21 protein-coding genes are annotated in these 24,071 nt (G+C 66.9%); 5 read left to right on the top strand and 16 right to left on the bottom strand.

The features are described 5' to 3' along the window. Positions 1–3: 3 nt before the first annotated feature. The 4 genes from B586_RS04100 to glmS form a co-directional block, all read right to left on the bottom strand. A complete protein-coding gene (locus B586_RS04100; protein ID WP_047315548.1) occupies positions 4–1,401 on the bottom strand; it encodes a glutamate decarboxylase in 1,398 nt (465 codons plus the stop codon). Positions 1,402–1,429: 28 nt separating this feature from the next. Next, on the bottom strand, positions 1,430–2,872 hold the full coding sequence (locus B586_RS04095) for a bifunctional ADP-dependent NAD(P)H-hydrate dehydratase/NAD(P)H-hydrate epimerase (RefSeq protein WP_047315614.1): 1,443 nt from the start codon (positions 2,870–2,872) through the stop codon (positions 1,430–1,432). Between the two features lie 68 nt (positions 2,873–2,940). After that, a complete protein-coding gene (locus B586_RS04090; protein WP_231584642.1) occupies positions 2,941–3,636 on the bottom strand; it encodes a rhomboid-like protein in 696 nt (231 codons plus the stop codon). Further along, entirely contained in the window at positions 3,629–5,515 is a 1,887-nt protein-coding gene (gene glmS, locus B586_RS04085; RefSeq protein WP_047315550.1) for a glutamine--fructose-6-phosphate transaminase (isomerizing), read from the bottom strand. Before glmS ends, B586_RS04090 begins: the two co-directional genes overlap by 8 nt. 71 nt (positions 5,516–5,586) lie before the next feature. On the opposite strand from glmS, the gene B586_RS04080 reads away from it, so the two are divergent. Together B586_RS04080 and B586_RS04075 are read left to right on the top strand one after the other, a co-directional pair. Next, complete coding sequence (locus tag B586_RS04080) at positions 5,587–6,438, top strand: dienelactone hydrolase family protein (protein WP_054881080.1); 852 nt, start codon at positions 5,587–5,589, stop codon at positions 6,436–6,438. 59 nt (positions 6,439–6,497) lie between these two features. Next, complete coding sequence (locus B586_RS04075) at positions 6,498–7,541, top strand: LLM class F420-dependent oxidoreductase (protein ID WP_054881081.1); 1,044 nt, start codon at positions 6,498–6,500, stop codon at positions 7,539–7,541. Between the two features lie 4 nt (positions 7,542–7,545). On the opposite strand, the gene B586_RS04070 is transcribed toward B586_RS04075, so the two are convergent. From B586_RS04070 to eccCa, 9 genes are all read right to left on the bottom strand, one after another. After that, on the bottom strand, positions 7,546–8,904 hold the full coding sequence (locus B586_RS04070) for a hypothetical protein (RefSeq protein WP_054880622.1): 1,359 nt from the start codon (positions 8,902–8,904) through the stop codon (positions 7,546–7,548). A gap of 3 nt (positions 8,905–8,907) precedes the next feature. Then, the gene (locus B586_RS04065; RefSeq protein ID WP_047315552.1) at positions 8,908–9,213 is read right to left on the bottom strand and encodes a DUF7162 family protein; all 306 of its coding nucleotides are present in this window, start codon (positions 9,211–9,213) and stop codon (positions 8,908–8,910) included. Between the two features lie 48 nt (positions 9,214–9,261). Further along, positions 9,262–10,599: a phosphoglucosamine mutase gene (gene glmM, locus B586_RS04060; RefSeq protein WP_054880623.1), complete on the bottom strand. Its 1,338-nt coding sequence runs from the start codon at positions 10,597–10,599 to the stop codon at positions 9,262–9,264. A gap of 129 nt (positions 10,600–10,728) precedes the next feature. Further along, on the bottom strand, positions 10,729–11,190 hold the full coding sequence (gene rpsI, locus B586_RS04055; protein WP_052915694.1) for a 30S ribosomal protein S9: 462 nt from the start codon (positions 11,188–11,190) through the stop codon (positions 10,729–10,731). After that, positions 11,187–11,630, bottom strand: a complete 444-nt coding sequence (gene rplM / locus B586_RS04050; protein ID WP_047315554.1) for a 50S ribosomal protein L13 — start codon at positions 11,628–11,630, stop codon at positions 11,187–11,189. Before rplM ends, rpsI begins: the two co-directional genes overlap by 4 nt. Positions 11,631–11,863: 233 nt before the next feature. Continuing rightward, a complete protein-coding gene (locus B586_RS04045; protein WP_156406704.1) occupies positions 11,864–12,214 on the bottom strand; it encodes a WXG100 family type VII secretion target in 351 nt (116 codons plus the stop codon). Then, complete coding sequence (locus tag B586_RS04040; protein ID WP_054880624.1) at positions 12,177–12,500, bottom strand: WXG100 family type VII secretion target; 324 nt, start codon at positions 12,498–12,500, stop codon at positions 12,177–12,179. Before B586_RS04040 ends, B586_RS04045 begins: the two co-directional genes overlap by 38 nt. A gap of 56 nt (positions 12,501–12,556) precedes the next feature. Continuing rightward, the gene (locus tag B586_RS04035; protein ID WP_054880625.1) at positions 12,557–13,840 is read right to left on the bottom strand and encodes a type VII secretion-associated protein; all 1,284 of its coding nucleotides are present in this window, start codon (positions 13,838–13,840) and stop codon (positions 12,557–12,559) included. Next, positions 13,837–17,574: a type VII secretion protein EccCa gene (gene eccCa / locus B586_RS04030; protein WP_054880626.1), complete on the bottom strand. Its 3,738-nt coding sequence runs from the start codon at positions 17,572–17,574 to the stop codon at positions 13,837–13,839. Before eccCa ends, B586_RS04035 begins: the two co-directional genes overlap by 4 nt. Positions 17,575–17,704: 130 nt before the next feature. Between eccCa and eccD the strand changes: the two genes are divergently transcribed. Further along, positions 17,705–19,108, top strand: a complete 1,404-nt coding sequence (gene eccD / locus B586_RS04025) for a type VII secretion integral membrane protein EccD (RefSeq protein ID WP_236971349.1) — start codon at positions 17,705–17,707, stop codon at positions 19,106–19,108. Next, positions 19,105–20,415, top strand: coding sequence for a type VII secretion-associated serine protease mycosin (gene mycP, locus B586_RS04020; RefSeq protein WP_054880627.1), 1,311 nt, complete (start codon positions 19,105–19,107; stop codon positions 20,413–20,415). Before eccD ends, mycP begins: the two co-directional genes overlap by 4 nt. On the opposite strand, the gene eccB is transcribed toward mycP, so the two are convergent. After that, positions 20,377–21,807: a type VII secretion protein EccB gene (eccB, locus tag B586_RS04015; protein ID WP_054880628.1), complete on the bottom strand. Its 1,431-nt coding sequence runs from the start codon at positions 21,805–21,807 to the stop codon at positions 20,377–20,379. The two genes, mycP and eccB, sit on opposite strands and share 39 nt — an antisense overlap. Before the next feature lie 120 nt (positions 21,808–21,927). Between eccB and B586_RS04010 the strand changes: the two genes are divergently transcribed. Then, complete coding sequence (locus B586_RS04010) at positions 21,928–22,677, top strand: cutinase family protein (protein ID WP_054880629.1); 750 nt, start codon at positions 21,928–21,930, stop codon at positions 22,675–22,677. Positions 22,678–22,711: 34 nt separating this feature from the next. Here B586_RS04010 and truA read toward each other — a convergent pair whose 3' ends face one another. After that, entirely contained in the window at positions 22,712–23,575 is an 864-nt protein-coding gene (truA, locus tag B586_RS04005; protein WP_418001133.1) for a tRNA pseudouridine(38-40) synthase TruA, read from the bottom strand. Next, positions 23,553–24,056 carry a 50S ribosomal protein L17 gene (rplQ, locus tag B586_RS04000; protein ID WP_054880630.1) on the bottom strand — a complete coding sequence of 168 codons (504 nt, stop codon included), beginning with the start codon at positions 24,054–24,056 and terminating at the stop codon, positions 23,553–23,555. The genes truA and rplQ overlap by 23 nt, the downstream gene beginning before the upstream one ends. Positions 24,057–24,071: the final 15 nt, after the last annotated feature.

The raw sequence follows: 24,071 nt of genomic DNA, 5'->3' as shown, positions 1-24,071 counted from the left end.
CCCTCAGTGCGCGAAGTGCTCGGCGCGATAGTGTCCGCCGGGCTTGAGCTTGTCCAGGGAGGTCAACGCGGTGCGGGCGTCGTCGTGCAGCGCGCGGGCCAGGTCGGCCGAGAGCCCTTCGCGCACCACGATGCGCAGCACCGAGATGTGGGTGGCGTTGTCGGGCATGGTGTAGGCCGGCACCTGCCAACCGAAGGTCCGCAGCTCATGGGAGAGATCGAACTCGGTGTACCCGCGGTCTCTGGCGAGCCGGAAGCTAACCACCGGGATGGCCGACCCGTCCGAGATCAGCTCACAATGGTCGCCGTCGCGTAGCTGCTGACCCAGCCACCGCGCCGTCAGCGACAAGGCCTGCATGACTTTGCGGTAGCCGTCGCGGCCCAGCCGTAGGAAGTTGTAGTACTGGCCGACCACCTGGTTGCCCGGGCGGGAAAAGTTCAATGTGACCGTCGGCATATCGCCGCCCAGGTAGTTGACCCGAAAGACCAGGTCTTCGGGCAAATATTCGTTGCTGCGCCAGACCACAAATCCCACACCGGGGTAGGTGAGCCCATATTTGTGGCCACTGACGTTGATCGACACCACTCGGGGCAACCGGAAATCCCACTTCAGCTCCGGGTGCAAGAACGGCACCACGAAGCCCCCGCTAGCGGCGTCGACGTGCACCGGAACGTCCAAGCCACTGTCGGCTGCCAGCTTGTCCAGCGCCGCGCAGATCTCCGCGATGGGTTCGAGTTCACCGGTGTAGGTGGTGCCCAGGATGGCCACCACACCGATGGTGTCCTCGTCGACGGCCTCGATGACCTGCTCGGGGGTGATGACGTAGCGCCCTTCCTCCATCGGCAGATAGCGGGGCTCGACATCGAAGTAACGACAGAACTTCTCCCAGACCACCTGGACGTTGGAGCCCATCACCAGATTGGGGGTGCGATGCTGCCAGGCCCCCACTTTTCCGGAACCAACCTTTTGCCGCCAGCGCCATTTCATGGCCAGGCCGCCCAGCATCACCGCCTCGCTGGAGCCGATAGTGGACACCCCGCAGGCGCTGGACGGGTCGTCGTCGCTGAGCCCCTCGGCGTGAAAGAGGTCGGCCACCATGCAGACGCAGCGCTGCTCGATGGCCGCGGTCGCTGGGTATTCGTCCTTGTCGATCATGTTTTTGTCGAACGTCTCGGCCATCAGTTTCCCGGCCTCGGGATCCATCCAGGTGGTGACAAAAGTGGCCAGGTTGAGCCGGGAACTGCCGTCAAGCATCAGCTCGTCGTGGATAAAGCGGTACGCCGCCTCCGGATCCATCGATTCTTCGGGCAGCCGCAGGGCGGGTACCGGCGCCGTGAACATGCGGCCGGTGTAGGCAGGAGCGATCGAGTGCGCGGGGACAGACGGGTGACTGCGAGACACGACGGATCCTTTCGTTTGACCGTTGCTGCTATAAGGCCGCCAGGGCGGCTCGGATGTGCCGCACCATGCGGGACGCCGACGTCGGCGCGTCACCAGGCCCTGGGTCAGCGGCCGACAGCGCTGCCGCGCGCGTATGTACGAAGGCGGCGGCGGCGGCGGCCTCGGCCGCCGGCAGCCCCGCGGCCAGCAGCGCACCGATCATGCCGGACAGCACGTCACCAGACCCGGCGGTAGCCGCCCAGGACTGGCCGGCCGGATTCAGATACACCGGGCCGCCGGGGTCGGCGATGACGGTGACGTTGCCCTTCAGTAGCACGGTGGCACCGAACGCGTCGGCTAGCTTGCGGCACGCGCCGACCCGGTCATCGCCCGGAGGGGTCCCGGCCAGTCGGGCGAATTCGCCGGCGTGCGGGGTCAGCACCGTCGGCACTCCCCTTTCAGCGCGCTTGGTCACCAGGTCGGGGTGGGCAGCCAGCATGGTCAGTCCATCGGCATCGACGAGCACCGGCAAGTCGGTGTCCAACGCAAACCACAGCGCCGCGGCGGCTTCAGCATCCGAGGTGCCCAGCCCCGGCCCGACGACCCAGGATTGCACCCGCCCGGCCGCCGCCGGGGTGGGCGACGCGATCACCTCAGGCCACGCCGCGAGCACCTGGGTATCCGCGCTGCCGGCGTAGCGGACCATGCCGGAGGTGGCCGCGACCGCCGCACCGGTGCACAGCACGGCCGCACCCGGATAGGTCGACGAGCCGGCCAGCACACCGGTCACGCCTTGGGTGTATTTGTCGTCGCGGGCGCCGGGCACCGGCCAGCGCGCGGCCACGTCGGCGGCCTGCAAGCCCAGGATGTCGGTGTCCGGCAGGTCGAGCCCGATATCAACCAACGTGACGTCGCCGCAGTCGGCGAGCGCGTGCACGGGCTTGAGCCCGCCAAAGGTGACGGTCAGCGCGGCGTGCACAGCGGGGCCGCTGATTGCGCCGGTCACCACGTCAATGCCGCTGGGGATGTCGACGGCGACTACCGGGATCCCCGCGGCCGCGACAGTCGCAAACACCTCGGCGGCCGCCGGTCGCAGCGGCCCCGAGCCGGAGATGCCCACCACTCCGTCGATAACGAGATCGGTTGCTGCCGATACATTTTCCGTGTTTTCCAAGACACGCCCACCAGCTTTCCGGAACGCCGCCAGCGCCTTGCGATGGGTGCGGTCCGGGTTGAGCAGCACCGCGTCGGCCGCCGCGCCGCGGCGGCGCAGGAAGGTCGCCGCCCACAAGGCATCGCCGCCGTTGTCGCCCGAGCCGACGACCGCGCATACCCGGCGGCCGGTAACCCCGCCGGTGCGGGCGGCCAGCTCACGGATGATCACGTTGGCCAACCCGTAGGCCGCGCGCTTCATCAACACACCGTCGGGCAGGCTGGCCAGCAGCGGTGCCTCGGCGTCGCGAATCGCCGCTACGGAGTAGTAATGCCGCATCAACATCAGGATTCCATGCTCGCGCCGTGCGCGGTCAGGGACGGGGGTGCAGCCGCCGGACTTAGCGGTCAGGCCGAAGCGTCGCGGCTGCCGCGTCGACGTAGCAATCTGGGCACGCGCGCCGGATCAATTGATCGGCCCTGGCGATCTCGGGCCAGCGCATAGCAGCACAGGCCGATGAGGATCGAACTGAAATGACCGATCGCGGTGAAGTTCAAGTCTTTAGGGTCGATCCGGGTGAGCGGGAAACCAAAGATGACGAGCACGATCACGAGATAGCCCCATCGCCACGGTGTCACGATGTGATACGTCAGCATCCCCATCACCCCGACGAGAAAGTAACTGACTCCAATATCGGCGGCGTGCATCAGTTTCTCGGGCGCATCACGAGAATCGATCGCCAGCTTGAGCAAGCCTTCGCTGATATAGGTAGCGCCAACGTGCGCAGTCAATCCCACAGTGATCCACCGCAGCTGGCCAAGCCATCGCTCGGCCGGCGCCAGAAACAGGGTGAACAGTACAAGGTAGGGCGTCCAGTATCGGCCGTCGATCCACAGCAAGCTGTCAATCAGGACTTCCAACGGATCCTTGGCCAAGTGCGCGATGTTGGTTGAGCCGGCGACGACGATGGCATGCCACTGCCGCCTATCGAGATGGTGCGCAATGATCGTCGTGACCAGCAGCACGGCCAGCCATGAATACGTCAACGGTGCGCTGCCGATAAATCGCAACACCACGACCGCCCACGAGCGCCGTTTACTCAACGGTGACGGACTTGGCCAGATTTCGCGGCTTGTCGACGTCGTAGCCGCGGGCCTGCGCCACCGACGCGGCGAACACCTGCAGCGGGATGGTCGACAGCAGCGGCTGCAACAGCGTTGACACCGCGGGGAGTTCGATCAGGTGATCGGCGTAGGGACGCACCGTGTCGTCGCCTTCCTCGGCGATCACAATGGTCACCGCGCCGCGGGTCTGGATTTCCCGGATATTGCTCAGCAGCTTGGCATGCAGCGTTGCCGACCCCTTGGGCGACGGCATGACGACGATGACCGGCAGGTTGTCTTCGATCAACGCGATGGGGCCGTGTTTGAGTTCGCCGGCGGCGAACCCCTCGGCGTGCATGTAGGCCAATTCCTTGAGTTTCAACGCACCTTCCAGCGCCACCGGGTACCCGACATGGCGACCCAGGAATAGCACGGTCGTCGACTGAGCGAACCGGTAGGCCAAATCGGCCACCGGCCCTGTTCCCGCGATCACCCGGGCCACCAGCTCGGGCATCGCTTCCAGCTCCCGGTATTCGCGCTGCACCTCGTCGGGGTACTTGGTGCCGCGGGCCTGCGCCAACGCCAGCCCCAGGAGGTAGTTCGCGGCGACCTGGGCCAGGAAGGTTTTCGTTGAGGCGACGCCGATCTCCGGGCCGGCGCGGGTGTACAGCACCGCGTCGCACTCGCGTGGGATTTGGGAGCCGTTGGTGTTGCAGATCGCCAGCACCTTGGCCTTCTGCTCCTTGGCGTGCCGGACCGCTTCTAGGGTGTCGGCGGTTTCACCGGATTGCGAAATGGCCACCACCAGCGTGCTGCGGTCCAGCACGGGGTCCCGGTAGCGAAATTCGCTGGCCAGCTCCACCTCGACGGGCAGCCGCGTCCAGTGCTCGATGGTGTATTTCGCCAACAGCCCGGAGTGATACGCGGTACCGCAGGCGACCACAAACACCTTGTCGATCTCGCGGAGTTCCTGGTCGCTCAACCGCTGTTCGTCGAGCACGATCCGGCCGCCGTCGAAATGCCCGAGCAGCGTGTCGGCTACCGCGTCGGGCTGCTCGGCGATCTCCTTGAGCATGAAGTACTCGTAGCCGCCCTTTTCGGCGGCGGCCAGGTCCCAGTCAATGTGAAATGTGCGGTGTTGAGCGGCGGCCCCCAGATCAGGGTTGCCGTCGAAGTCGCTGATCCGGTAGCCGTCTGCGGTGATCACCACGGCCTGGTCCTGGCCCAGTTCGACCGCATCCCGGGTGTGTTCGATAAACGCGGCCACGTCGGAGCCGACGAACATCTCCCCGTCGCCGATCCCGAGCACCAGCGGGGTGGAGCGGCGCGCGGCCACAATGGTGCCGGGCTCGTCGGCGTTGGCGAACACCAGGGTGAAGTGGCCCTGCAGCCGGCGCAGCACCGCCAGCACGGAGCCGGCGAAATCACCGGCCGTCTCGCCGTCGCGATACGCCTGCGCCACCAGATGCACGGCCACCTCGGTGTCGGTGTCGCTGGCGAACTCCACGCCGGCGGTCTCCAGCTCATGGCGAAGGGAGGCGAAGTTCTCGATGATGCCGTTGTGGACAACGGCGATCTTGCCGGTGGCATCGCGGTGCGGGTGCGCGTTACGGTCGGTGGGGCGACCATGGGTGGCCCACCGGGTATGGCCGAGGCCGACGGTGCCGGCCAGCGACGCCGGGACCATCTCCGCCAACGCCGACTCCAAATTGGAAAGCCGACCGGCACGACGACGAACAGTCAGCTTGCCCGATTTGGCACTGCCGTCGATCAGCGCGATTCCTGACGAGTCGTAGCCGCGGTACTCCATCCTGCGCAGCGCGTCCATGACGACCTCGCAGGCAGGGCGCTGCCCGACGTAGCCGACAATTCCACACATACCTAATCAGGGTAGTGCAGCCGTTGCGGTGGACCGGTGCACAGGGCTGGCGGGTGCGCTACCGTCGACGGGTGGCCCACACCCGCAAGCTCGCCGCAGCCCTCAGCCGCCGTGGCCCGCACCGGGTTTTACGTGGCGACTTGTCCTTTGCCGGTTTGCCAGGGGTGCTGTACACCCCGGATGCCGGTCTGAATCTTCCCGGCATCGCATTTGGTCACGACTGGCTTACCGGTGCCGCCCGTTACGCGGGTCTGCTGGAACATCTGGCGTCATGGGGCATCGTGGCCGGCGCTCCCGACACCCAACGGGGTCTCGCGCCCTCGGTGCTCAACCTGGCCTTCGATCTCGGTTCGGCACTCGACATCGTGGCAGGTGTGCGGCTGGGGTCCGGCAATATCAGCGTGCACCCCGCCAAGCTCGGCCTGGTGGGACACGGCTTCGGCGGGTCGGCCGCCGTGTTCGCCGCGGCCGGGCTGTCGGGCTTGGCCGGCCTGCGGGCCAAATCCGCGGTGGCGATTTTCCCGACAGTCACAAGTCCAGCGCCCGAACAGCCGGCCGCGACGTGCAAGGTCCCGGGATTGATCTTGACCGCGCCAGGAGACTCGAAGACGTTGAATTCAAACGCTCTATCGCTGTCCCGCGCTTGGGATGGGGCCACCCTGCGTATCGTCAGCAAAGCCAAAGCCGGCGGTCTGGTGGAGGGGCGGCGCCTGACGAAGGCCGTCGGGCTGGCCGGCCCGCATCGCGCGACGCAAAAAGCGGTTCGGTCGCTGCTGACCGGTTACCTACTCTATGCGCTTGGCGGCGACAAAGACTATCGCGCCTTCGCCGACCCAGTCGTGCACCTGCCCCAGACGGTCCCGGTGGACCCTGAGGCGCCACCGGTGACCCCCGAACAGAAGATCGTCGCGCTGCTGAAGTAACCCGGCCCCACGGCGACGGGCCGCTGTCCTGGTGGTATCTGTCGTTGGTGCGAAATAGGCTGCGAATCGGGATTGCGCTGGATTACTCGGGTGGGTTTCACCAAGCCGTCGACCGCATCGTCGAACTCGAAAAGGCCGGCATCGATGTCGCGGTAGTGGCCGAGGCGTATTCCTTCGACGCCGTGAGCCAGCTGGGCTACTTGGCCGCCAAAACAACGACCGTGGAATTGGCGTCGGGGGTGTTTCCTATCTACACCCGCACGCCGTCGTTGCTGGCCATGACTGCCGCCGGTCTGGATTTCGTGTCCGATGGCCGATTCCGTCTCGGGATCGGCACGTCCGGACCGCAGGTGATGGAGGGGTTTCACGGCGTCGAGTTCGATGCACCGCTGGGCCGCACCCGCGAAGTCGTGGAAATCTGTCGGCAGGTGTGGCGCCGAGACCGGCTGCAATACGCCGGCAAGCATTATCAGATCCCACTACCCGCGGACCGTGGAGCAGGCTTAGGCAAAGCGCTGCAGCTCATCAATCACCCTGTGCGCGAGCGCATTCCGATCACGATCGCGGCGCTGGGGCCGAAAAACGTTGAGCTTACCGCCGAGATCGCCGAGGGCTGGCAGCCGGTCTTCTTCTACCCGGAGAAGGCCGAGTCGGTCTGGGGTGAGGCGCTGACGGCCGGCGCTGCCAAGCGGGATCCCGCACTGGGGCCGCTGGACGTCATGGTGCATGCGTCGTTGGCCATCGGCGACAGCGTCGATGATCGGCTGACCTGGACCAAGCCGCAACTGGCCCTGTACATCGGCGGGATGGGCGCCAAGGGCCGCAACTTCTACCACAACCTGGCAACCCGCTACGGGTTCGGCGCGGTCGCGGACCGGATCCAGGAGTTGTATCTGAGCGGCCGCAAGCATGAGGCCATCGACGCGGTGCCCGACGAGTTGGTGCGCGGGATCTCGCTGGTCGGCCCACGCGGATTCATCGCCGAACGCTTGGCCGCCTTCACCGAGGCCGGTGTCACCACGCTATTGGTGAGCCCGATGGCGGCAGACCCCGCCGAGTCCGTGCGCTACGTCGAGCAACTCCTACAGCTACGGCCTGCCTGACCCGTCACTGTCCTGCCTGCGGAAGCTCGTCCGCGGCGATCTCGCATGGAGTTGATCTGCCGGACGGCGGGGGCGTCGAGCCGTTTGACGGCGGCGCGGCGACCGGCGGCGGCGCGGCGACCGGCGGCGGCGTGGCGACCGGCGGCGGCGTGGCGACCGGCGGCGGCGCGTCAACCGATGGTGCCTCTAGGGGCTCGTTGACCTGTGGTGGCACACCGCCCGGCGGGGACTCCTCGACGGGCAAAGGCTCATCGACCTTGTCCGCCTCGGCCGTCTGTTCGCCTTCTTCGGCCCTGGCATCGGGGTTGTCACCAGCATCGTCGTCGGTGGCATCGTCGTCGGTGGCATCGTCGTCGGTGGCATCGTCGTCAGAGGCGAAGGGCGACTCGCCCAACCGATCGTCAAGCACCGACGGATCGGACAGCTGTTCAGCCGCCGAACCCAGCAGATCACCCATCGCTTCGACGATCCGACTGGCAAGTCCGCCAAGCCCGCCAAGGTTGCTCGGGCCACCGAAAGTTCCGGAACTTGCCGGACTGTCTGCCCCAGTGGTGGCGGGGGTCAAGGCCGGCGCGGCATCCGGCGGGAGCGCCGGAAAGGCGGCGGGCGGAAGCACCGCTGCCGTAGTCGGTGCGCTCGCCGGAGCTGGCGGGACCGGTTCCCATCCCGGCCCGAGGTCACCGGGAATCTCGAAGTACGCGGGCGGCGCGGCGGCCAGCCTGTCGGTAACCATATCGTAGGACGCCGCGACACCGGTCAGCGTCGAGCGCATCACGGTCAGCCAATCGTTGCGAATATCGTTGTCCACGTAAGGTTTTATCTGTTGATGAACCAGCTCATCAGCCATCGACCGATCCGCTACCCCGATCGTGACCGCGTCGGCCGCGGCCAACCATGCCGGCCGCAGCGCGAGCGTGCGATCGTCGACGGCGATGGCCGTGGCGACCTTCGAATCGAGCAGATACCACAGGTTGTCGCGCAGCGACTCGCACCGCTGGGCAGCCGCGCGGACCTCGGTGGCCACCGTGTTTCCGGCGTCGCAATGGGCCTGCAGAAACCGGACTGCGGAGTCGGATCCCGGCCCCGTCCACGCCGCCGCCAGCTCCGCAACCAGGGCATGCTGCATCCGCAGCACGTCGGTGACCGCGATGCCCGCCGCGCGCAGCTCCGCACAGTCACGATCGAGCGCTCGAAGGTCAAGGCCATCTTCACTGTCGTACCAGTCGCGGATCTGGAAGGGGCGCGACGTCAGGTCGGGCTGTTGGTAGCCAAGCATCTGGCAGGCCCGCACGTATCGTTGCGTGTGCTCGACGGCGGAGCTGCCTTCAGCGAGGCGCTCGGTGACGTCTAACCGCTCGGCCACGAGTCAGGCGATCCGCGCCGCGGCATATCGGTCAGCGGCGGCGTAGCGGCCCGCGCCGGCCCGCAACGCGACACCGATCTCGACGGCCGCACGTGACCACTGCGATAACTGCGCCGCCAGCCGGTCCAGTCCAGCGCGCACTGCCTCGCCGCGGGCGGTGTGCGCTCGGCCGGCGCTGGCGCCGCCAAAAGCCAGCCTGGCCAGGTGATCGGCGATGACACCGTCGATGAGGTCGGCCGCAGCGCTCAGCCGGTCGGCGACCGCCTGTACCGCCGCAACGTCAATACTGGTATCAGCAACAGGTCTCATACCTAATCCGACGCCCGACATCGCGTCGGGGTTCCAGCATCGGAGCGGTTAACCTTGAGCGCTCACCGCTGCGGCGACTCGCGTCGCCACTCGGTGCGCGACCTCCTCTTCGGCCGCTTCCACCATGACCCGGATCATCGGCTCAGTTCCTGAGGGACGCAACAGGATTCGACCTGCATCCCCCAATTCGGCCTCGGCCGTCTCGACCGCCGTCTGCACCGAGGGCGCAGCGGCAGCGGTGACCTTGTCCGCGACCTCAACGTTGATGAGCACCTGCGGCAACGCCCGCATCGCCGACGCGAGGGCAGCCAGCGACGAGCCGGTCTGCACCATGCGGGTCATCAATCGCAGCCCGGTGACGATGCCGTCGCCGGTGGACCCCAATGCGGGCATCACGATGTGACCGGATTGCTCGCCGCCGAGACTGAAATCGCCGGCGCGCAACTCCTCCAGGACGTAACGGTCGCCGACGCCGGTGGTCCGCACGGTGACGCCGACCGAACGCATGGCCAGGTGCAGCCCCAGGTTGCTCATCACCGTGGTCACCAGCGTGTTGGACGACAGTTCGCCGGCTTCTTGCATCGCCAGCGCCAGCACCACCATGATGGCGTCGCCGTCGACGAGATCACCGTTGGCATCGACGGCAAGGCAGCGGTCGGCATCTCCGTCGTGCGCCAGGCCTAGGTCGGCGTGGTGGGCCAGCACCGCTGAGCGCAACGACTCCAGGTCCGTCGATCCACAGCGGTCGTTGATGTTGATGCCGTTGGGATCGGCGTTGATTGCGATGACCCGGGCACCGGCGGCGCGATACGCGCGCGGTGCCGCCGACGAGGCCGCGCCATGGGCACAGTCGACCACCACCGTCAAGCCGTCGAGCCGGATGGTGCTGGCTTTGCCCACGTGGCGTAAGTAACGTTCCGCCGCATCCTCGGCGTCGATGACGCGACCGATCGCCACGCCGGCCGGACGCAACCCAGGCCCGCCGGCAACCAGGTCTTCGATCTGGTCCTCGGTGTCGTCGTCCAATTTGTGGCCACCCGGCCCGAAGATCTTGATGCCGTTGTCGGGCATCGGGTTGTGGGACGCCGAGATCATCACCCCGAAGTCGGCGTCGTAGGCACCGGTCAGATACGCCACCGCAGGTGTCGGGAGCACCCCGACCCGCAGTGCGTCGACACCCTCACTGGTCAGGCCGGCGATGACAGCGGCCTCGAGCATCTCGCCGCTGGCCCGCGGATCGCGACCAATCACGGCAACCCGGCGACCCGGTGCGCCCGAGCTCGCCAACCGTCGTGCCGCCGCCGCACCCAGCGCCAGCGCCAGCTCAGGGGTCAGCTCACGATTGGCCACTCCGCGAACACCGTCGGTGCCGAATAGTCGACCCATGCGGACAAACCTCTCACAGTTGAACGGCCATGCACATACCCACTTTTGGCCGCGAACCTGCAAATCAAACCGGCGACACGCCGACGCATCGATAGAGAGGCAGGCTCGCGGCCAGAAAGTGATCGCCGATCAGCGCTTGCTGTACTGCGGCGCCTTACGGGCCTTCTTCAGGCCGTACTTCTTGCGCTCGGTCGCGCGTGGATCACGGGTGAGGAAACCGGCCTTCTTCAAGGCGGGCCGGTCCTCCGGTGACGCCAGGATCAATGCTCGGGCGATGCCCAGGCGGAGCGCCCCGGCCTGACCCGAGGGGCCGCCGCCGTGCAGAAGAGCGAAGATGTCGAAGCTCTCGGTCCGCTCAACGGTGACCAGCGGTGCCTTGATGAGCTGCTGGTGCACCTTGTTCGGGAAGTAGTCCTCCAGGCTGCGACCGTTGAGATCGAACTTGCCCGTGCCGGGCACCAGCCGCACCCGCACAACGGCCTCTTTGCGGCGGCCGACGGTCTGGATGGGCCGCTCGAACACGAACGATTCACTGCGCGTGGCCGCTGGCGTTTCCACCGCAATCTCCACGGCTTCACTGGTCTCGGTCACTGCGCCACCTGCTTAATCTCGAATGGAACCGGTTGCTGAGCGGTATGTGGATGCTCTGGCCCGGCGTAGACGCGAAGCTTGCGCTGGATCTGGCGGCTGAGCTTGTTCTTGGGCAGCATGCCGACGATGGCTTTCTCGACGACGCGGTCGGGGTGCTTTTGCATCAGCTCGCCGATAGCGCGTTTGCGCAAGCCGCCGGGATACCCCGAGTGGCGGTAAGCCATCTTGTGCCGCAGTTTGTCGCCGCTGATGGCGACCTTGTCAGCGTTGATCACGATGACGAAGTCACCGCCATCGACATGGGGAGCAAACGTGGGCTTGTGCTTGCCGCGCAGCAGGTTGGCCGCTGCAACGGCAAGGCGGCCAAGCACCACGTCCGTGGCGTCGATGACATACCACGACCGCGTGGTGTCACCCGCCTTGGGCGCGTATGTAGGCACAGCGCTTACCTCTCTCGTATCGGGTTCCACCCGGTTCCTGGATCCCGGTGTGACCCGGGTGCCGGTCAGGCGTGCCCGGCGGGGTTGGTCTCGGCGACCGACATTGACCCGAGGCCCCGTGTACCCGCACGCCAACGGAGGAGCTTACCGACGAGCATCCCCGCAGGTCAAAATGGACTGTGTGGTCCCGACGGCTCTCCCCCGTCGGGACCACACAGGTCTGGTGGGCGCGGCTACCGTGCCCAGACGCCGGCGGCCCGACGGTCGGTGTTGGCCACCTCCTCCGCGCCGTCGCGTACCGCGTTACCCAGGTCGACCAGGATCTCGTTGAGCGCGGTGGCCGCCTGGTGCCACTTGAGCTGCTCAACCTGGTAAGCGGCCGCCGCTGCACGAGTCCAACGCTGCTGCAGCGGCGCGATGTGTGATCTCAGTTCCTCCAGCGCGGCGTTGAAACGAGCCGAGGTGCTGTGGATTTCCTGGCGAATGGAGTATTCGATTTCGCCGAAGCTGTAGGACAACACCGGATCCACGGGCGATCTCTCCCAATCACAGGTTTCCGCCGGCGGCGGCGACGTGGTGTGCATGGTTTTGGGCGGCTTCGTGCAGCGCGGCCTCGTTGTGCCGAATGGTTTCGGCGATGGTGTGCAGGACGTGATAAAGCCGTATCGACTCGGCGTTCCAGCGATCCACCACGTCCTTGAAACGCACGGCCGCAAGCCCACCCCACACCGACGGCGGCACACTGCTCATCCGGCCGATGAATGTCTGCAGCATCGCCCGGATTTCTTCATTTCGGCTGTCTGTCGTGGCTGCGACTGAGCGCATCAAATCAAAGTCGGTGGTCAATGTGCTCGATGTGCTGGCACTCATATCAAGTACGACCACGTCGATACCCGTTCGGTTCCATCCGATGTCCCCGGCTCGGCTCATCCCACCGCGTGAGCGGAGCGCACCGCCTGGTCACACACCTCACGCAGGGCGTCCTCACCGCCGGGCCGGCTCTGGCATCCGATGCTGATCCGCACCGCCCCGTCAAGCACTACCGTCCACCGCACGTGGTGCCCGGCGCGCACTTCGCGGTAGGTCACCGCGGGCCGGCCGGCACTGATTCCGGACGGGTTGAAGTCGATAAACGTCCCAACCGGCTCGGCATCGATAGCACGTTTCAACCGGTCAGCGGTGCCGCTGAGCGTCTCACCGGCCACCGGCGATTGTGTGACATGCAATGCCACCTCGGGATCAAGCGGCGACGTGACCTGTACCCGCGCCGAACCGGGCCCGCCGACCACCCGCTGCGTTCGCCAGTTCGCGGGAACCGTCAGCGCTACCCGGCCTTCCAGCAGAAATGTCGTCGGCGCGTCCGCCCGGGGTAGCTCGCCGAGACGGCCCGCTACCGCCACAACTGGCGCCGCCGCGGCCAACGCGACGCCGACCAGCACGCGCTTGGCGGTCACCCAGTCGCGGGATCGAGCACCACCAGCGTTACCGGCGGGCCGCGGCTCGTGCCCGCCGGGAACGGACAGCGAGGACACCGCGGTCCTCGCCAGCCGCGCTAGCCGCGCGTCATCGATTTGCAGCACCGGGTGGCCAGTACCGCCGTCCCGCACGGCGCTGGCGATCAACGTCGCGAGCGCCGACGCCCCGGCCACCGCGCCCGGCGCATCGATCAGCACGACCGCCGTGGTGTCCCGCGTCATCCCGGCGATCACGCCAGCAACCTCCTCGGCGACCCGGTGCGGCTCCGCCCTGCGGGGTACCGCAACGACCTCGACGCCGGCGATCGCCACCAACCGGTCCGCGATCTCCACGACAATCTTTAGGACCGGCTGCTGCGGCGGCGTGTACATTGCGATATCCGACGATGCCTGCGTCAGCAGCCACGACCGCCGCCATGCCACGACGTCATCGGCTTCACCGGTCAATGCCCGCGCCGCCGTGGTAACCACACCGACCCGCGACGCCGACCACCACGATGGATGCACCACGACCATGCCGTCGCGGCATCCACAGTCCAGTGACCGCAGCACCATGCGCCACAGCGCATCGACAGCGACTGGACGCCCGCTCACCAGCGCCACCTGGTCGTCGATCGAATCCAGCACCGCCGTCATCATCTCCGGCAGCTCGCTGTCAGCTAAATGGCTTACGTCACAACATAACCGGCGAATAGTTCCGGGACCAACATCGATGATTGTGCGGTGCGCGCTCACGGTGGGCTCCAGGCCACCTGGACAAGCTGCTCGTCACCGGTACGAGTGACCAGCATGCCACGGCCAGGTGGCAGCGGCGCGGGGCGGCCGGAGCCGAACAGCGCGCCCTCATCCGGACGCCCGCTCATCATCAGTCCCATGCAGCCGAGGTCACGCAGGCCCGCAAGCAACGGCTCGAACAGAGCCCGCGCGGCACCCCCACTACGCCGTGCCACGATGAGATGTAGGCCGAGATCTCTTGCGTGCGGCAAGTATTCCAGCATCGGCGTGAGCAGGTTTCCGGTCGGGGTGGCGACCAGGTCATAATCGTCGACCACGATATAGATATGCGGCCCGGACCACCACGATCTTGAACGCAACTGCGCCTGGCTTGCGTGCGGCGGCGGCATCCGCCGCTGCAGCACGTCGAGAACACCGGGCAGCAACGCACCCAGCGCTGCCGGCGACATGGCGTAACCGCGAAGGTGTTCCGACTCGACGACACCGAGCAGGGCGCGCCGAAAGTCGACGATCAGCAACTCGGCTTGCTCGGCGGTCGTCGTCCGGATGATCTCGCGGCACAGGGTCCGCAGTGTGGCGGTCTTTCCGCACTCGTTGTCACCGAGGACCAACAAATGCGGATAATGCTCGAAATCGAGTGCCACCGGCTGCAGTCGGCGTTCCTCGAGGCCGAGCAGGATACCCGCGCCGGGTTCATCACCCTCCCGACGTAGGGCGGTGTCGTAGTCCACGTGGCTAGGCAGTAACGGGATCGGTGGCGCCCCTGATTCACCAGGGCGGCGCCGTAGCTCGACCCCGTGCAGCGCAGGCAGGGCGAGCACCATGTGCAGTCCCTCCCCGGACAGACCGCGGCCCGGGCGGTCGCGAGGTACCTGCTGCGCCTGCCTGCGGTCCACTTCCGAATCCGCGGGATCGCCCAGCCGCAACTCGATACGGGTGCCGATCTGATCCTTCAGCGACGGTCTGATGTCTGCCCAGCGCGACGCCGACAGCACCACATGCACGCCGAACGAAAGACCTTGGACCGCAAGCGCGGTGATCGACTCCTCGAGCGCCTCGAACTCGTGGCGTAGGCCTGACCAACCATCGACGACGAGAAACACGTCGCCGAACGGATCGGTGTCTAGTGACGCACGCAACTGACGGTAGTGGGCGATCGACTCGACGTGGTGCTCGCGGAAGAATGCCTCCCGGGACCTGACGACCGACTCCACCTCGGCGACCATGCGCCTGATGAGCTGCCGCTCGGCCCTGCCGGCGATCGCGCCCGCATGTGGCAATGCAGCTAGCGAAGCCAAGGCGCCGCCGCCGAAGTCCAGACAGTAGAACTGCACCTGACCGGGATCATGAGTCGCGGCCAACGCCGTGATCAGGGTGCGCAGTGCCGTCGACTTGCCCGATTGTGGCGCACCGACCACCACGACATTGCCTGCCGCCCCGGAGAGATCGACTATCAGCGGTGTCCGGGACTGCTCGTAGGGGCGGTCCACGATACCGATGGGTACAACCAAGCTTGCGGGCGCGCATCCCGCCTCGCGCACCAGAATGTCCAGCTGGGGCGCCGCCTGCAGCGGCGGCAGCCAGACTTGGTGCGCGGGCGGTCCCTGTCCTGACAACCGATCCAAGATCGCCCGCACGACGGTGCGGGCCGGCGTCTGCGCCGCCGCGGCACGGACACCTTGGGTCACTGGTCCGGCTGCGTAGGTGGTGAACGGCCGGACGATCGGCTCGCCCGCCACGATCGTCACTCGAGCTGACGTGTCCTGCAAGAGCGGCGCCGAAACGAATGCGGTCTGGAAGCGGATCAACTCCCCGGTCGCGGACCGCAGCCAGGCCGCACCCGGTGTGTTCGGTAACTCATATGCGTCGAGCGTTCCCAGAACGGTCCGTGATTCGCTGGCGGACAACGTTTTCAGGCATATCCGATAGGAGAGGTGGGCTTCCAGTCCACGCAGCCGGCCCTCGTCCAGCCGCTGACTGGTCAGCAGCAGGTGCATACCCAGCGAACGGCCCAGCCGGCCGATTGCCACGAACATGTCCGCGAAATCGGGATGCTGGCTGAGCAGTTCGGAAAACTCGTCGACGATGATGAACAAGGTCGGCAGGGCGGCAAAGTGCGCGCCTGCTCGGCGCGCCTGCTGGTACGCCGCGACGCTGACTAGGTTGCCCGCCGCCCGCAGCAGCTGTTGCCGACGGTTCATCTCACCGGCCAGCGCATCTCGCATCCGAGCAACCAGCGGCGCCTCCTCGGCGAGGTTGGTGATGACCGCGGCCACGTGTGGCATCGGCGCAAAGTCGAGAAATGTTGCACCGCCTTTGAAGTCGATCAGCAGCAGGTTGAGCACCTCCGGAGAGTTGCGCGCCATCATGCCCAGTGCGACGCTGCGCAGCAGCTCCGACTTGCCGGAACCGGTAGCGCCGACACAGAGTCCGTGCGGGCCGATACCGTTCTCGGCGGGCTCTTTGATATCCAGTTCGAGCGGCGCACCGTCGGCCGTGGTTCCGATGGGGACACAGAGCCGATCACGATGGTTTTGACTGCGCCACAGTGTGATCGGATCAAAACAGGAGGCATCGCCGATCCCGACCAGAGCTGGCCAACCTGAGCCGCGATCACACTCGAGAGCCGCGCCTGCTTCCCCGACCCGACACCCGGCCAACCGGCGCGCGCACACCAGTGCGTCCACGGAATCCATCCGGTCCGGATGCACCAAGGCTGTCGCCGCCTCAGCGGGCCTGATCGTCAACGGTGTACCGCTGCACCCGACTCCGACCTGCAGAGTGGTCACACCCTCGATAGCGCCCCCGGCGGCAACATCGGCGTGCTGATCGAGGTCGACGATCACCACAATGTGTGGCCATCGCATACCGGTCAGCGCGCGCTGCGCTTCCGCCAGACTCGAATACACCATGCGGGCAGCGCCGAGCGCATCGGCGGCGCCCGGATGCTGGTTGTGCGGCAACCACTTCAGCCAATCCCAGTGCGCTCGATTGCGGTCACCGGTCACGCCGACGATCAGCACCTGATCCGGAGCGTGCAACACCGCCAGCTGGCAGATCATCGCGCGCAGCAGTCCGCGCACCGCAGTCGGATCACCATCGATCGTCAGCCTCGTACTACTATCACGCAATCCGATCGCGATCGGCGCGTCCGCCACCATCGAGTGGGTGCGCAGGAAGCGACGCAGCGCCGTGGCGGTGACCGGATCCGACCGTTGCGCCGGACGGTCCGGCGGGGCCACCAAGCGGGTGGCCAGCGGCTGGGGCCCAACGCCAACCCGAACGAGGCAGAATTGCGAATCGGCCGGTCGTCGTTCCCACATCCGTGGACCGCCGATCAATGTCCACAGCGTGTCGGGATCCGGATGCGCCCGGATCAGTGATGCACGTTGTGCTACCGCGGTTTCGGTGATGGTGCTGCGCAGGCAACTCAGATAACCGAGGTATTCGGCGCGGTCGGCGTCGATCCGGGCGCTGCGACGACGGCCGTGCCTGGCTGCCGCCGTCATCGCCACCGAAACCAGCATCATCGTTGGGAATGCCAGAAACGTGGGGTTGCGGGCAACAGCCGATCCCGAGCAGCTAGCAATCACCATGACGACCAAGGCGGTAACCGATGCCACGATCGGCAGCAAGCGCACCAGCAGGCCAGACGATGTCGACCGCGGCAGCTCCGGCGGCGCGGCAACCTCAATGTCCGCAGTCGCGAACGCCGTTGGCAACCCGTGAGTCATGTCGGCCCTCCCACCGTGCGACGACGGTAGGCAGCACCGCGGCCACGGGCAACTCGCCTGTGGACAACCGGATACCCGAGGATCGGAAACGGGTTACGGTGCCGCTAATCCGAGTCTGAAAGGGGCACCGTTGTCGGCATCCTATCCAGGGCTGCGCCGCGTCTCAGTTCATTCCGGCACCGCCATCATCGACTTGGCCCTGCCTGCCGCGGTGCCCGTCGCGACGCTGATCCCGTCGATCGTCGACATCCTGGATGAGCGCGACACCGAGCAGCCCAGCGATCCGGTGGCGACGCGCTACCAGCTGTCCCAGCTTGGTGCCTCCGTTTTTCCTGCGTCGACGACGTTGGCGCAGAACGGTATCCGAGACGGGGCGGTTCTGGTGTTGAGTCAGTCGGACGACGGGCCACCGGTCCCCCGCTGTGACGACGTGGCTGAAGCGCTCTCGGCGACGCTGGACGCGACCCTCCGACCCTGGAGCGACGAAGCGACCCGGCTTACCGGCGCGTTAGCGGCAAGCTGCCTGACCTGTATCGGCGCCGTGGTGCTAGTTCGAAACGTGCTCAGCGCCAACACCACCCGTTATTTTGTGGCCACGGCCGGTGTCGCGGCACTGGCCAGCTTCGTTGCTCTGCTGGGTGCGGTGATGACACACCGGGCTTATCGGGACCCGACCGCCGTGCTGACGCTGAGCGTGATCGCCACCGCCTTCGCCGCAGTTGCCGGTTTTCTGGTAGTGCCCGGCGCTGCGGGTGCCCCTCATGCGCTGCTGGCCGCGATGGCGGCGGCCGTCACGGCCGTGTTCGCACTGCGCCTAACAGGCTGTGGTGTTATGACATTGACCGCGATGTCATGCGTGGCGATAGTCATCGCGATCGCCGCGTTAGCGGGTGTGATCACCGCGGCTCCACTGCACGCCATCGGTTCGGTATCGGCGTTGCTCTGCCTCGGCCTACTCGGACTGACCGGACGGACCTCGATCATGCTGGCTGGGCTGTCGCCACAGTTGTCGCCCACACTGGCCCTTGAGCCGACCGACGACACCGCGGACTGCCTTGCCACTAAAGCGACCCGAGCTCACGACTGGTTAGCCAGCCTAGTGACCGCATTCTCGTCATCGGCTGCAGCTGGCGCCAGCGTCACCGCCGTCGCGGCATGCGACACCACCGCGCCGCGCTTGGGCTGCATCGTTTTTAGCGCGACCACCGGAGCTCTGCTTCTGCTGCATGCACGTTCACAGGTCGATCGGAGAACGACGCTGGTGTATGTCATCGGTGGCATCGTCACAATCGGAGCCACGTTCGCTGCGACCGCCGTGAGCGCGCCACAGCACGCACCATGGATCGCCGCGGTCACGGCGGTGTTAGCCGCCGGATCGGTCTACCTGGGTTTCGTTGCCCCAACGATGTCGCTCTCGCCGGTCATCCAGCGCGGCGTCGAGCTGCTCGGGTGTCTGGCGCTGGTCGCGATGGTGCCCCTGGCCTGTTGGATATGCGGACTGTATGGCGCCGTTCGCGGCCTGAATCCGACATGATCACCACACGGATCGTTCGCGTGCTGGCGGTAGCCGCGCTGACCGGCGTTGCCCAGTTCGGAACACCGTTGGCACATGGGGTTTCGCCACCACCGATTGACGACCGGTGGCTGCCCAAACCGGTCAAGCCGACGCCACCGCAGCCCACAGCGCAGCGCGAGGTCTGCGCGGTGGTGCCGGAAAACTCCGGGCCGGCAGACAATCAGCTCGCAGCCCTCGACCTACCGCAGGTGTGGCAACTCACCCGTGGTGCGGGGCAACGGGTCGCCGTCATCGATACCGGCATTTCTCGCCACCGACGGCTATCCCAGCTGGTGCCCGGCGGTGACTACGTGTTCACCGGTGACGGCACCCAGGACTGCGATGCGCACGGCACACTGGTGGCCGGGATCATCGCTGCGGCACCGGATTCTAAGCCAGGCGGCTTCAGCGGCGTGGCGCCTGACGTCACCTTAATCAGCATCCGCCAGTCAAGTGCCAAGTTCGCTCCGCTACGCAGCCGATCCAGCACCGGAGTCGGTGACGTCGACACCATGGCCAAAGCTGTCCGGACGGCGGCCGATCTCGGCGCGTCGGTGATCAACATTTCGTCGGTCGCGTGCGTTCCGGCCGCGTCGACCCTCGACGACCGCGCGCTGGGCGCCGCGCTGGCCTACGCGGTCGATGTAAAGAACGCCGTCGTGGTGGCCCCGGCCGGTAATACCGCCGGAAATGCCGGCGGCGCCACGCGGTGTCCCGCTCAACGGCCCGGCGCAACCTGGCAGACCACCACGGTTGCGGTCAGTCCGGCCTGGTACGACGAGTACGTGCTGACCGTCGGTTCAGTGACCGCTGACGGCGCGCCATCGGCGTTCACCCTGGCCGGCCCCTGGGTGGATGTCGCCGCCACCGGCGAAGGGATGACGTCGCTTGGCACCACCCCATTGTCGGGCACCAGCTATGCCGCGCCGATTGTCAGCGGGCTGGCTGCGCTGGTCCGGGCCCGGTTCCCGGCCTTGACCGCACGGCAGGTGATGCAGCGCATCGAGTCGACCGCGCATCACCCCCCGCCCGGATGGGATCCGTTCGTCGGCCATGGCACCGTCGATCCCCTGGCTGCGGTGAGCACCGACTCGACTCCGCCCGCGAGTGGCTCCCAATCGAGCCCGCCGCCAGTGCCGATCAGCGCGCCGCCGCCCAGGCCGACGGATCATCACGACGAAAACACCGCCTTCGGCGGCGCGGCGATCTGCCTGGCAGCGCTGCTGGCGGCGGTGGCATCGCTGCTGCTACGGCGGTCTCGTCGCGACGACGTCGCGACCGACTGACGCGTTCTCCCTACTCAGTTCCGGTCCGGACGGCAGTGTCGCCAACACCGGCCACGGCGCCGGGATCGCCGCCGCCGGCAAACCAAGGTCATGCGCCGCGGCGTCGTCGTGGATCGCGAACCGCACACCGGTGTCGGTGACGAGGTATCGCGTGCCAGCCCGGACGTTCTCGCCGGAAAGGCCCCCGGAAAGGCGCACTGCCCGCACGTAGGCGCTACGGCCGGGCGCGACGTAGACAGCATCGAGCGCGGGACCGGTGCCGTCGGCTTGCGACAAGGTCACCGGCGCCTGGCCGGCCGGTACCGGCAGCCTGCTACCCGCCAAGAACGCGATGCCGCCGGACTGCGCGGGAGCCCAGGTCACACACAAGGTGATAGCGCCGGCATCGGACGGTGTCGGCGCCCGATCGGGAAAGGTGGACACCGGCAGCGTGTTCACGATCGGGGTGGCCCGGATCACATCGGGCGCTACCGTGACGACGTTGGCGGCGCCCTGCGAGTCGCTGAAACGCAGCAGATCCGCGGCCACCTGTCCGATGTGCTGGACCCCGGCGCCAAGCACCACGTAATACTCGTCACCATCAGCGCGGGTGATACGCAGCACACTGCCGACCGGAAATCCGGGCAACTCGGCCACTGTATGGTCGCCGGCGCCGCGAATCCGTGGAGCCGTGATCGGTGGTGCCTCCGGTACGGCGTTCAGCAAAGACTGCGAGACGATGCGCGGCGCGCGGCCCTCCAACCTCAGCGCACGCAGAACCGCGGGGTCGGCGAGATCCACCACGGCCCGCCGTTGGTTGTAGAGCAGATAGGCCGGCGAACCGGGGGCCGCCGCGACCAGCAACGTCTGCTCGGGCGGCACGCGATGGACGGACGACCCCGCTACCGGACCGACGATCACCGTCGTTGCCGCATCCTGCGGCCGCCCACCATCGGTATCGCAAATCGTCCAGACCGATTCATCGCCGGGCAGCGCGGAGCCAAGAAGTTGCGGCGCACCCGGAATACCCAGCAGCGGACCGCGTTTGGTGCGGCCCAATTCGGACTCACGCACCGGCTGCGGATTGCTGTCCGTCGCCGCGATCAACCGCGCCGACGCCAGGTTTAGCGCCGGGTGCCAGGTGTCGCCTACCCGCACGTACAAAGCTCCCGATTCTCGACCCATCACAATCTGTGCATGACCCAGCGCCGTCGACGGCTGCATTAAGGCACAAAACGCGCATCCCGCCACGACGACCGTCGCCACTAGACAGCCGAGCGCCAATGACGCCGGGTGGGTGCGAAGAGCTCCGTCGGCCGTGCTGATATCCCTGCGCAGCAATGCGCACTCGATGCGCCGCACCAGAAATCGATAGCCGCTGACGTGCAGCCACGTCGTCGGATGACGCACCATCTTCTCCCAAATCCGTTCCGGCCGCGTTGCACCTCACGGTAGGCTGCCAGCCACAGTTGCTGCGTCATCCATCCACAGCCGCAACGTTTATTCTCGCCGGGCTACGGGTAAAATTTCGGCGTGCATAACCGCCGCATACGGTGCTGGGTCGGCCTGGGTGCTGCCGTTCTGGTCGCCGCCACCGTCTCGTTCATCACCCGGAGCACGGTCCCGGTAGCCGCCGCAGACGACTGCCCGGCCGCCGAGGTCATCTTTGCCCGCGGTACCAGCGAGCCGCCCGGCATCGGCCGCGTCGGCGAAGCATTCGTCGACTCGCTGCGCGAGCAGACCAACATGAACATCGGGGTGTACCCGGTGAACTACGCCGCCAGCCGCCTGCAGCTGCACACCGACGACGGCGCCAACGACGTGATTTCACATGTCAAATCCATGGCGTCGTCATGCCCGAATACCAAGCTGGTGTTGGGCGGCTATTCGCAGGGTGCGGACGTGATCGACATCGTCAGCGGCGTTCCGATCGGCGGCATCAGCTGGGGACGTGCGCTACCAGCCCAATACGCCGACAACGTCGCGGCAGTCGCCGTCTTCGGCAATGTGGCCGACCGCGCCGGCGGATCGCTGCCGAGCCAGAGCCCGCTGTTCGCCGCCAAGGCGATCGACCTGTGTAATCCCAACGACCCGATCTGCCACGCCGGTCCGGGCAACGAGTGGCGCGGACACACCGAGGGCTACGTCCCCGTGTACACCACCCAGGCAGCAGCTTTCGTGGCGTCCAAGCTGCTAGCCGGATCCGGCACCCAGGTGCCCGGGTTTGGGCCGGCGCTGCCGGTGCTTGTCCCGCCGGAACCCCAAGCGGTGCAGGTGCACTGACCAACCGGGCCGCGAGTTTCGTCGCCGGCAAGATCTAGCGCGGCGAGCGCAGATCCCGGGTAATCAGGGCCCGCGCGGCCAGCTCATCGTCGGGTGGATAGTCCACCCGGATCAACGTCAAGCCGTGCGGCGGCGCGGCCGCGAAGTCGCTGGACCGGCTTGCCGCGGTGAGCAACTCAGCGCACCAGCCGGGGGCCCGCCGGTGGTCGCCAACAGCCAGCAACGCGCCGACCAGCGACCTCACCATCGACCAGCAAAATGCGTCGGCGGTGACATGCGCGGTGATCAAGTAACCTTCTCGCGACCAGTCCAACCGCTGCAGTTCGCGTATCGTGGTAGCACCGTCGCGGTGACGGCAGAACGCTGCAAAGTCATGCAGCCCCAACAAATCTCGCGACGCAGCTGACATTGCAGCCAGATCCAGGTCACGCGGCCAAGCAGTGACGTAGCGCGCCTGGTGCGGCTGCACACCGTACGGTGCCGTCGACAGTCGGTACCGGTAGTGACGCCGCAAGGCAGAGAATCTGGCGTCAAAACCTGTTGGCGCACGGGCGATATCGAGGACTCGGACATCAGCGGGAAGGAACCGGCCGAGCCGCCGCAGCAGCGGCAAAAGCTCGGGCTCGCCGGCGCGCGGTGCGCGCGGATAGGCGTTCGGTAAGGCGCCGCAGGGAACATCGACATGGGCCACCTGCCCGGTGGCATGGACGCCGGTGTCGGTACGCCCGGCGGCGCGCAGCCGCACCGGCGTTCGGAAAACAGTCGTCAACGCCTCATCAAGCACGCCAGCGACCGTGCGCTGCCCCGCCTGGACCGCCCAGCCTGCGAAATCGGTTCCGTCGTAGGCGATGTCGAGCCGAAGACGGACATCCTCACTAATTCTCGGCGGCCTCGTCAGGCTCGCTGACGGGAGCCTCCTCGACCACCTCAGCCTCAGCCTGGGCCGGCTTCTTTTGGGCCTGCGCGGCTTTGGCCTGGGTGGCGGCAACCCGGCGGGCCCGGTCGGCCTCGGACGTCACCGTCTTCTCCCGCACCAGCTCGATCACCGCCATCGGAGCGTTGTCGCCCTTGCGCGCCTCGACCTTGATGATGCGGGTGTATCCGCCCTCGCGGTCGGCGAAGAACGGCCCGATCTCCGCGAACAAGGCGTGCACCACGTCCTTGTCGCGGATCTTCTTCAGGACCTCTCGACGGTTGTGCAGCGTGCCCTTTTTCGCGTGTGTGATCAGCTTCTCCGCGTACGGCCGCAGCGCACGAGCCTTCGGCTCGGTCGTCTTGATCCGGCCGTGCTCGAACAGCGACGTGGCCAGGTTGGCCAGAAGGGCCTTCTGGTGCGAAGACGACCCGCCGAGGCGAGGGCCCTTGGTGGGCTTGGGCATTGCTGACGCTCCTGT

Origin of the sequence: Mycobacterium haemophilum DSM 44634 (assembly GCF_000340435.2) — a bacterium.
GTDB lineage: Bacteria > Actinomycetota > Actinomycetes > Mycobacteriales > Mycobacteriaceae > Mycobacterium > Mycobacterium haemophilum.
The sequence above is the reverse complement of the archived record's forward strand: the minus strand, read 5'-3'. Positions and strand labels throughout refer to the sequence as shown.

Bases quoted from the DNA above. Each gene is read 5' to 3' on its own strand.
- eccB (WP_054880628.1), bottom strand. From the start codon at position 21,807: ATGGTGCGTCATCCGACGACGTGGCTGCACGTCAGCGGCTATCGATTT.
- eccCa (WP_054880626.1), bottom strand. From the start codon at position 17,574: ATGACTCACGGGTTGCCAACGGCGTTCGCGACTGCGGACATTGAGGTT.
- B586_RS04065 (WP_047315552.1), bottom strand. From the start codon at position 9,213: ATGAGACCTGTTGCTGATACCAGTATTGACGTTGCGGCGGTACAGGCG.
- B586_RS04045 (WP_156406704.1), bottom strand. From the start codon at position 12,214: ATGCACACCACGTCGCCGCCGCCGGCGGAAACCTGTGATTGGGAGAGA.
- rplQ (WP_054880630.1), bottom strand. From the start codon at position 24,056: ATGCCCAAGCCCACCAAGGGCCCTCGCCTCGGCGGGTCGTCTTCGCAC.
- B586_RS04040 (WP_054880624.1), bottom strand. From the start codon at position 12,500: ATGAGTGCCAGCACATCGAGCACATTGACCACCGACTTTGATTTGATG.
- mycP (WP_054880627.1), top strand. From the start codon at position 19,105: ATGATCACCACACGGATCGTTCGCGTGCTGGCGGTAGCCGCGCTGACC.
- glmM (WP_054880623.1), bottom strand. From the start codon at position 10,599: ATGGGTCGACTATTCGGCACCGACGGTGTTCGCGGAGTGGCCAATCGT.
- glmS (WP_047315550.1), bottom strand. From the start codon at position 5,515: ATGTGTGGAATTGTCGGCTACGTCGGGCAGCGCCCTGCCTGCGAGGTC.
- B586_RS04095 (WP_047315614.1), bottom strand. From the start codon at position 2,872: ATGCGGCATTACTACTCCGTAGCGGCGATTCGCGACGCCGAGGCACCG.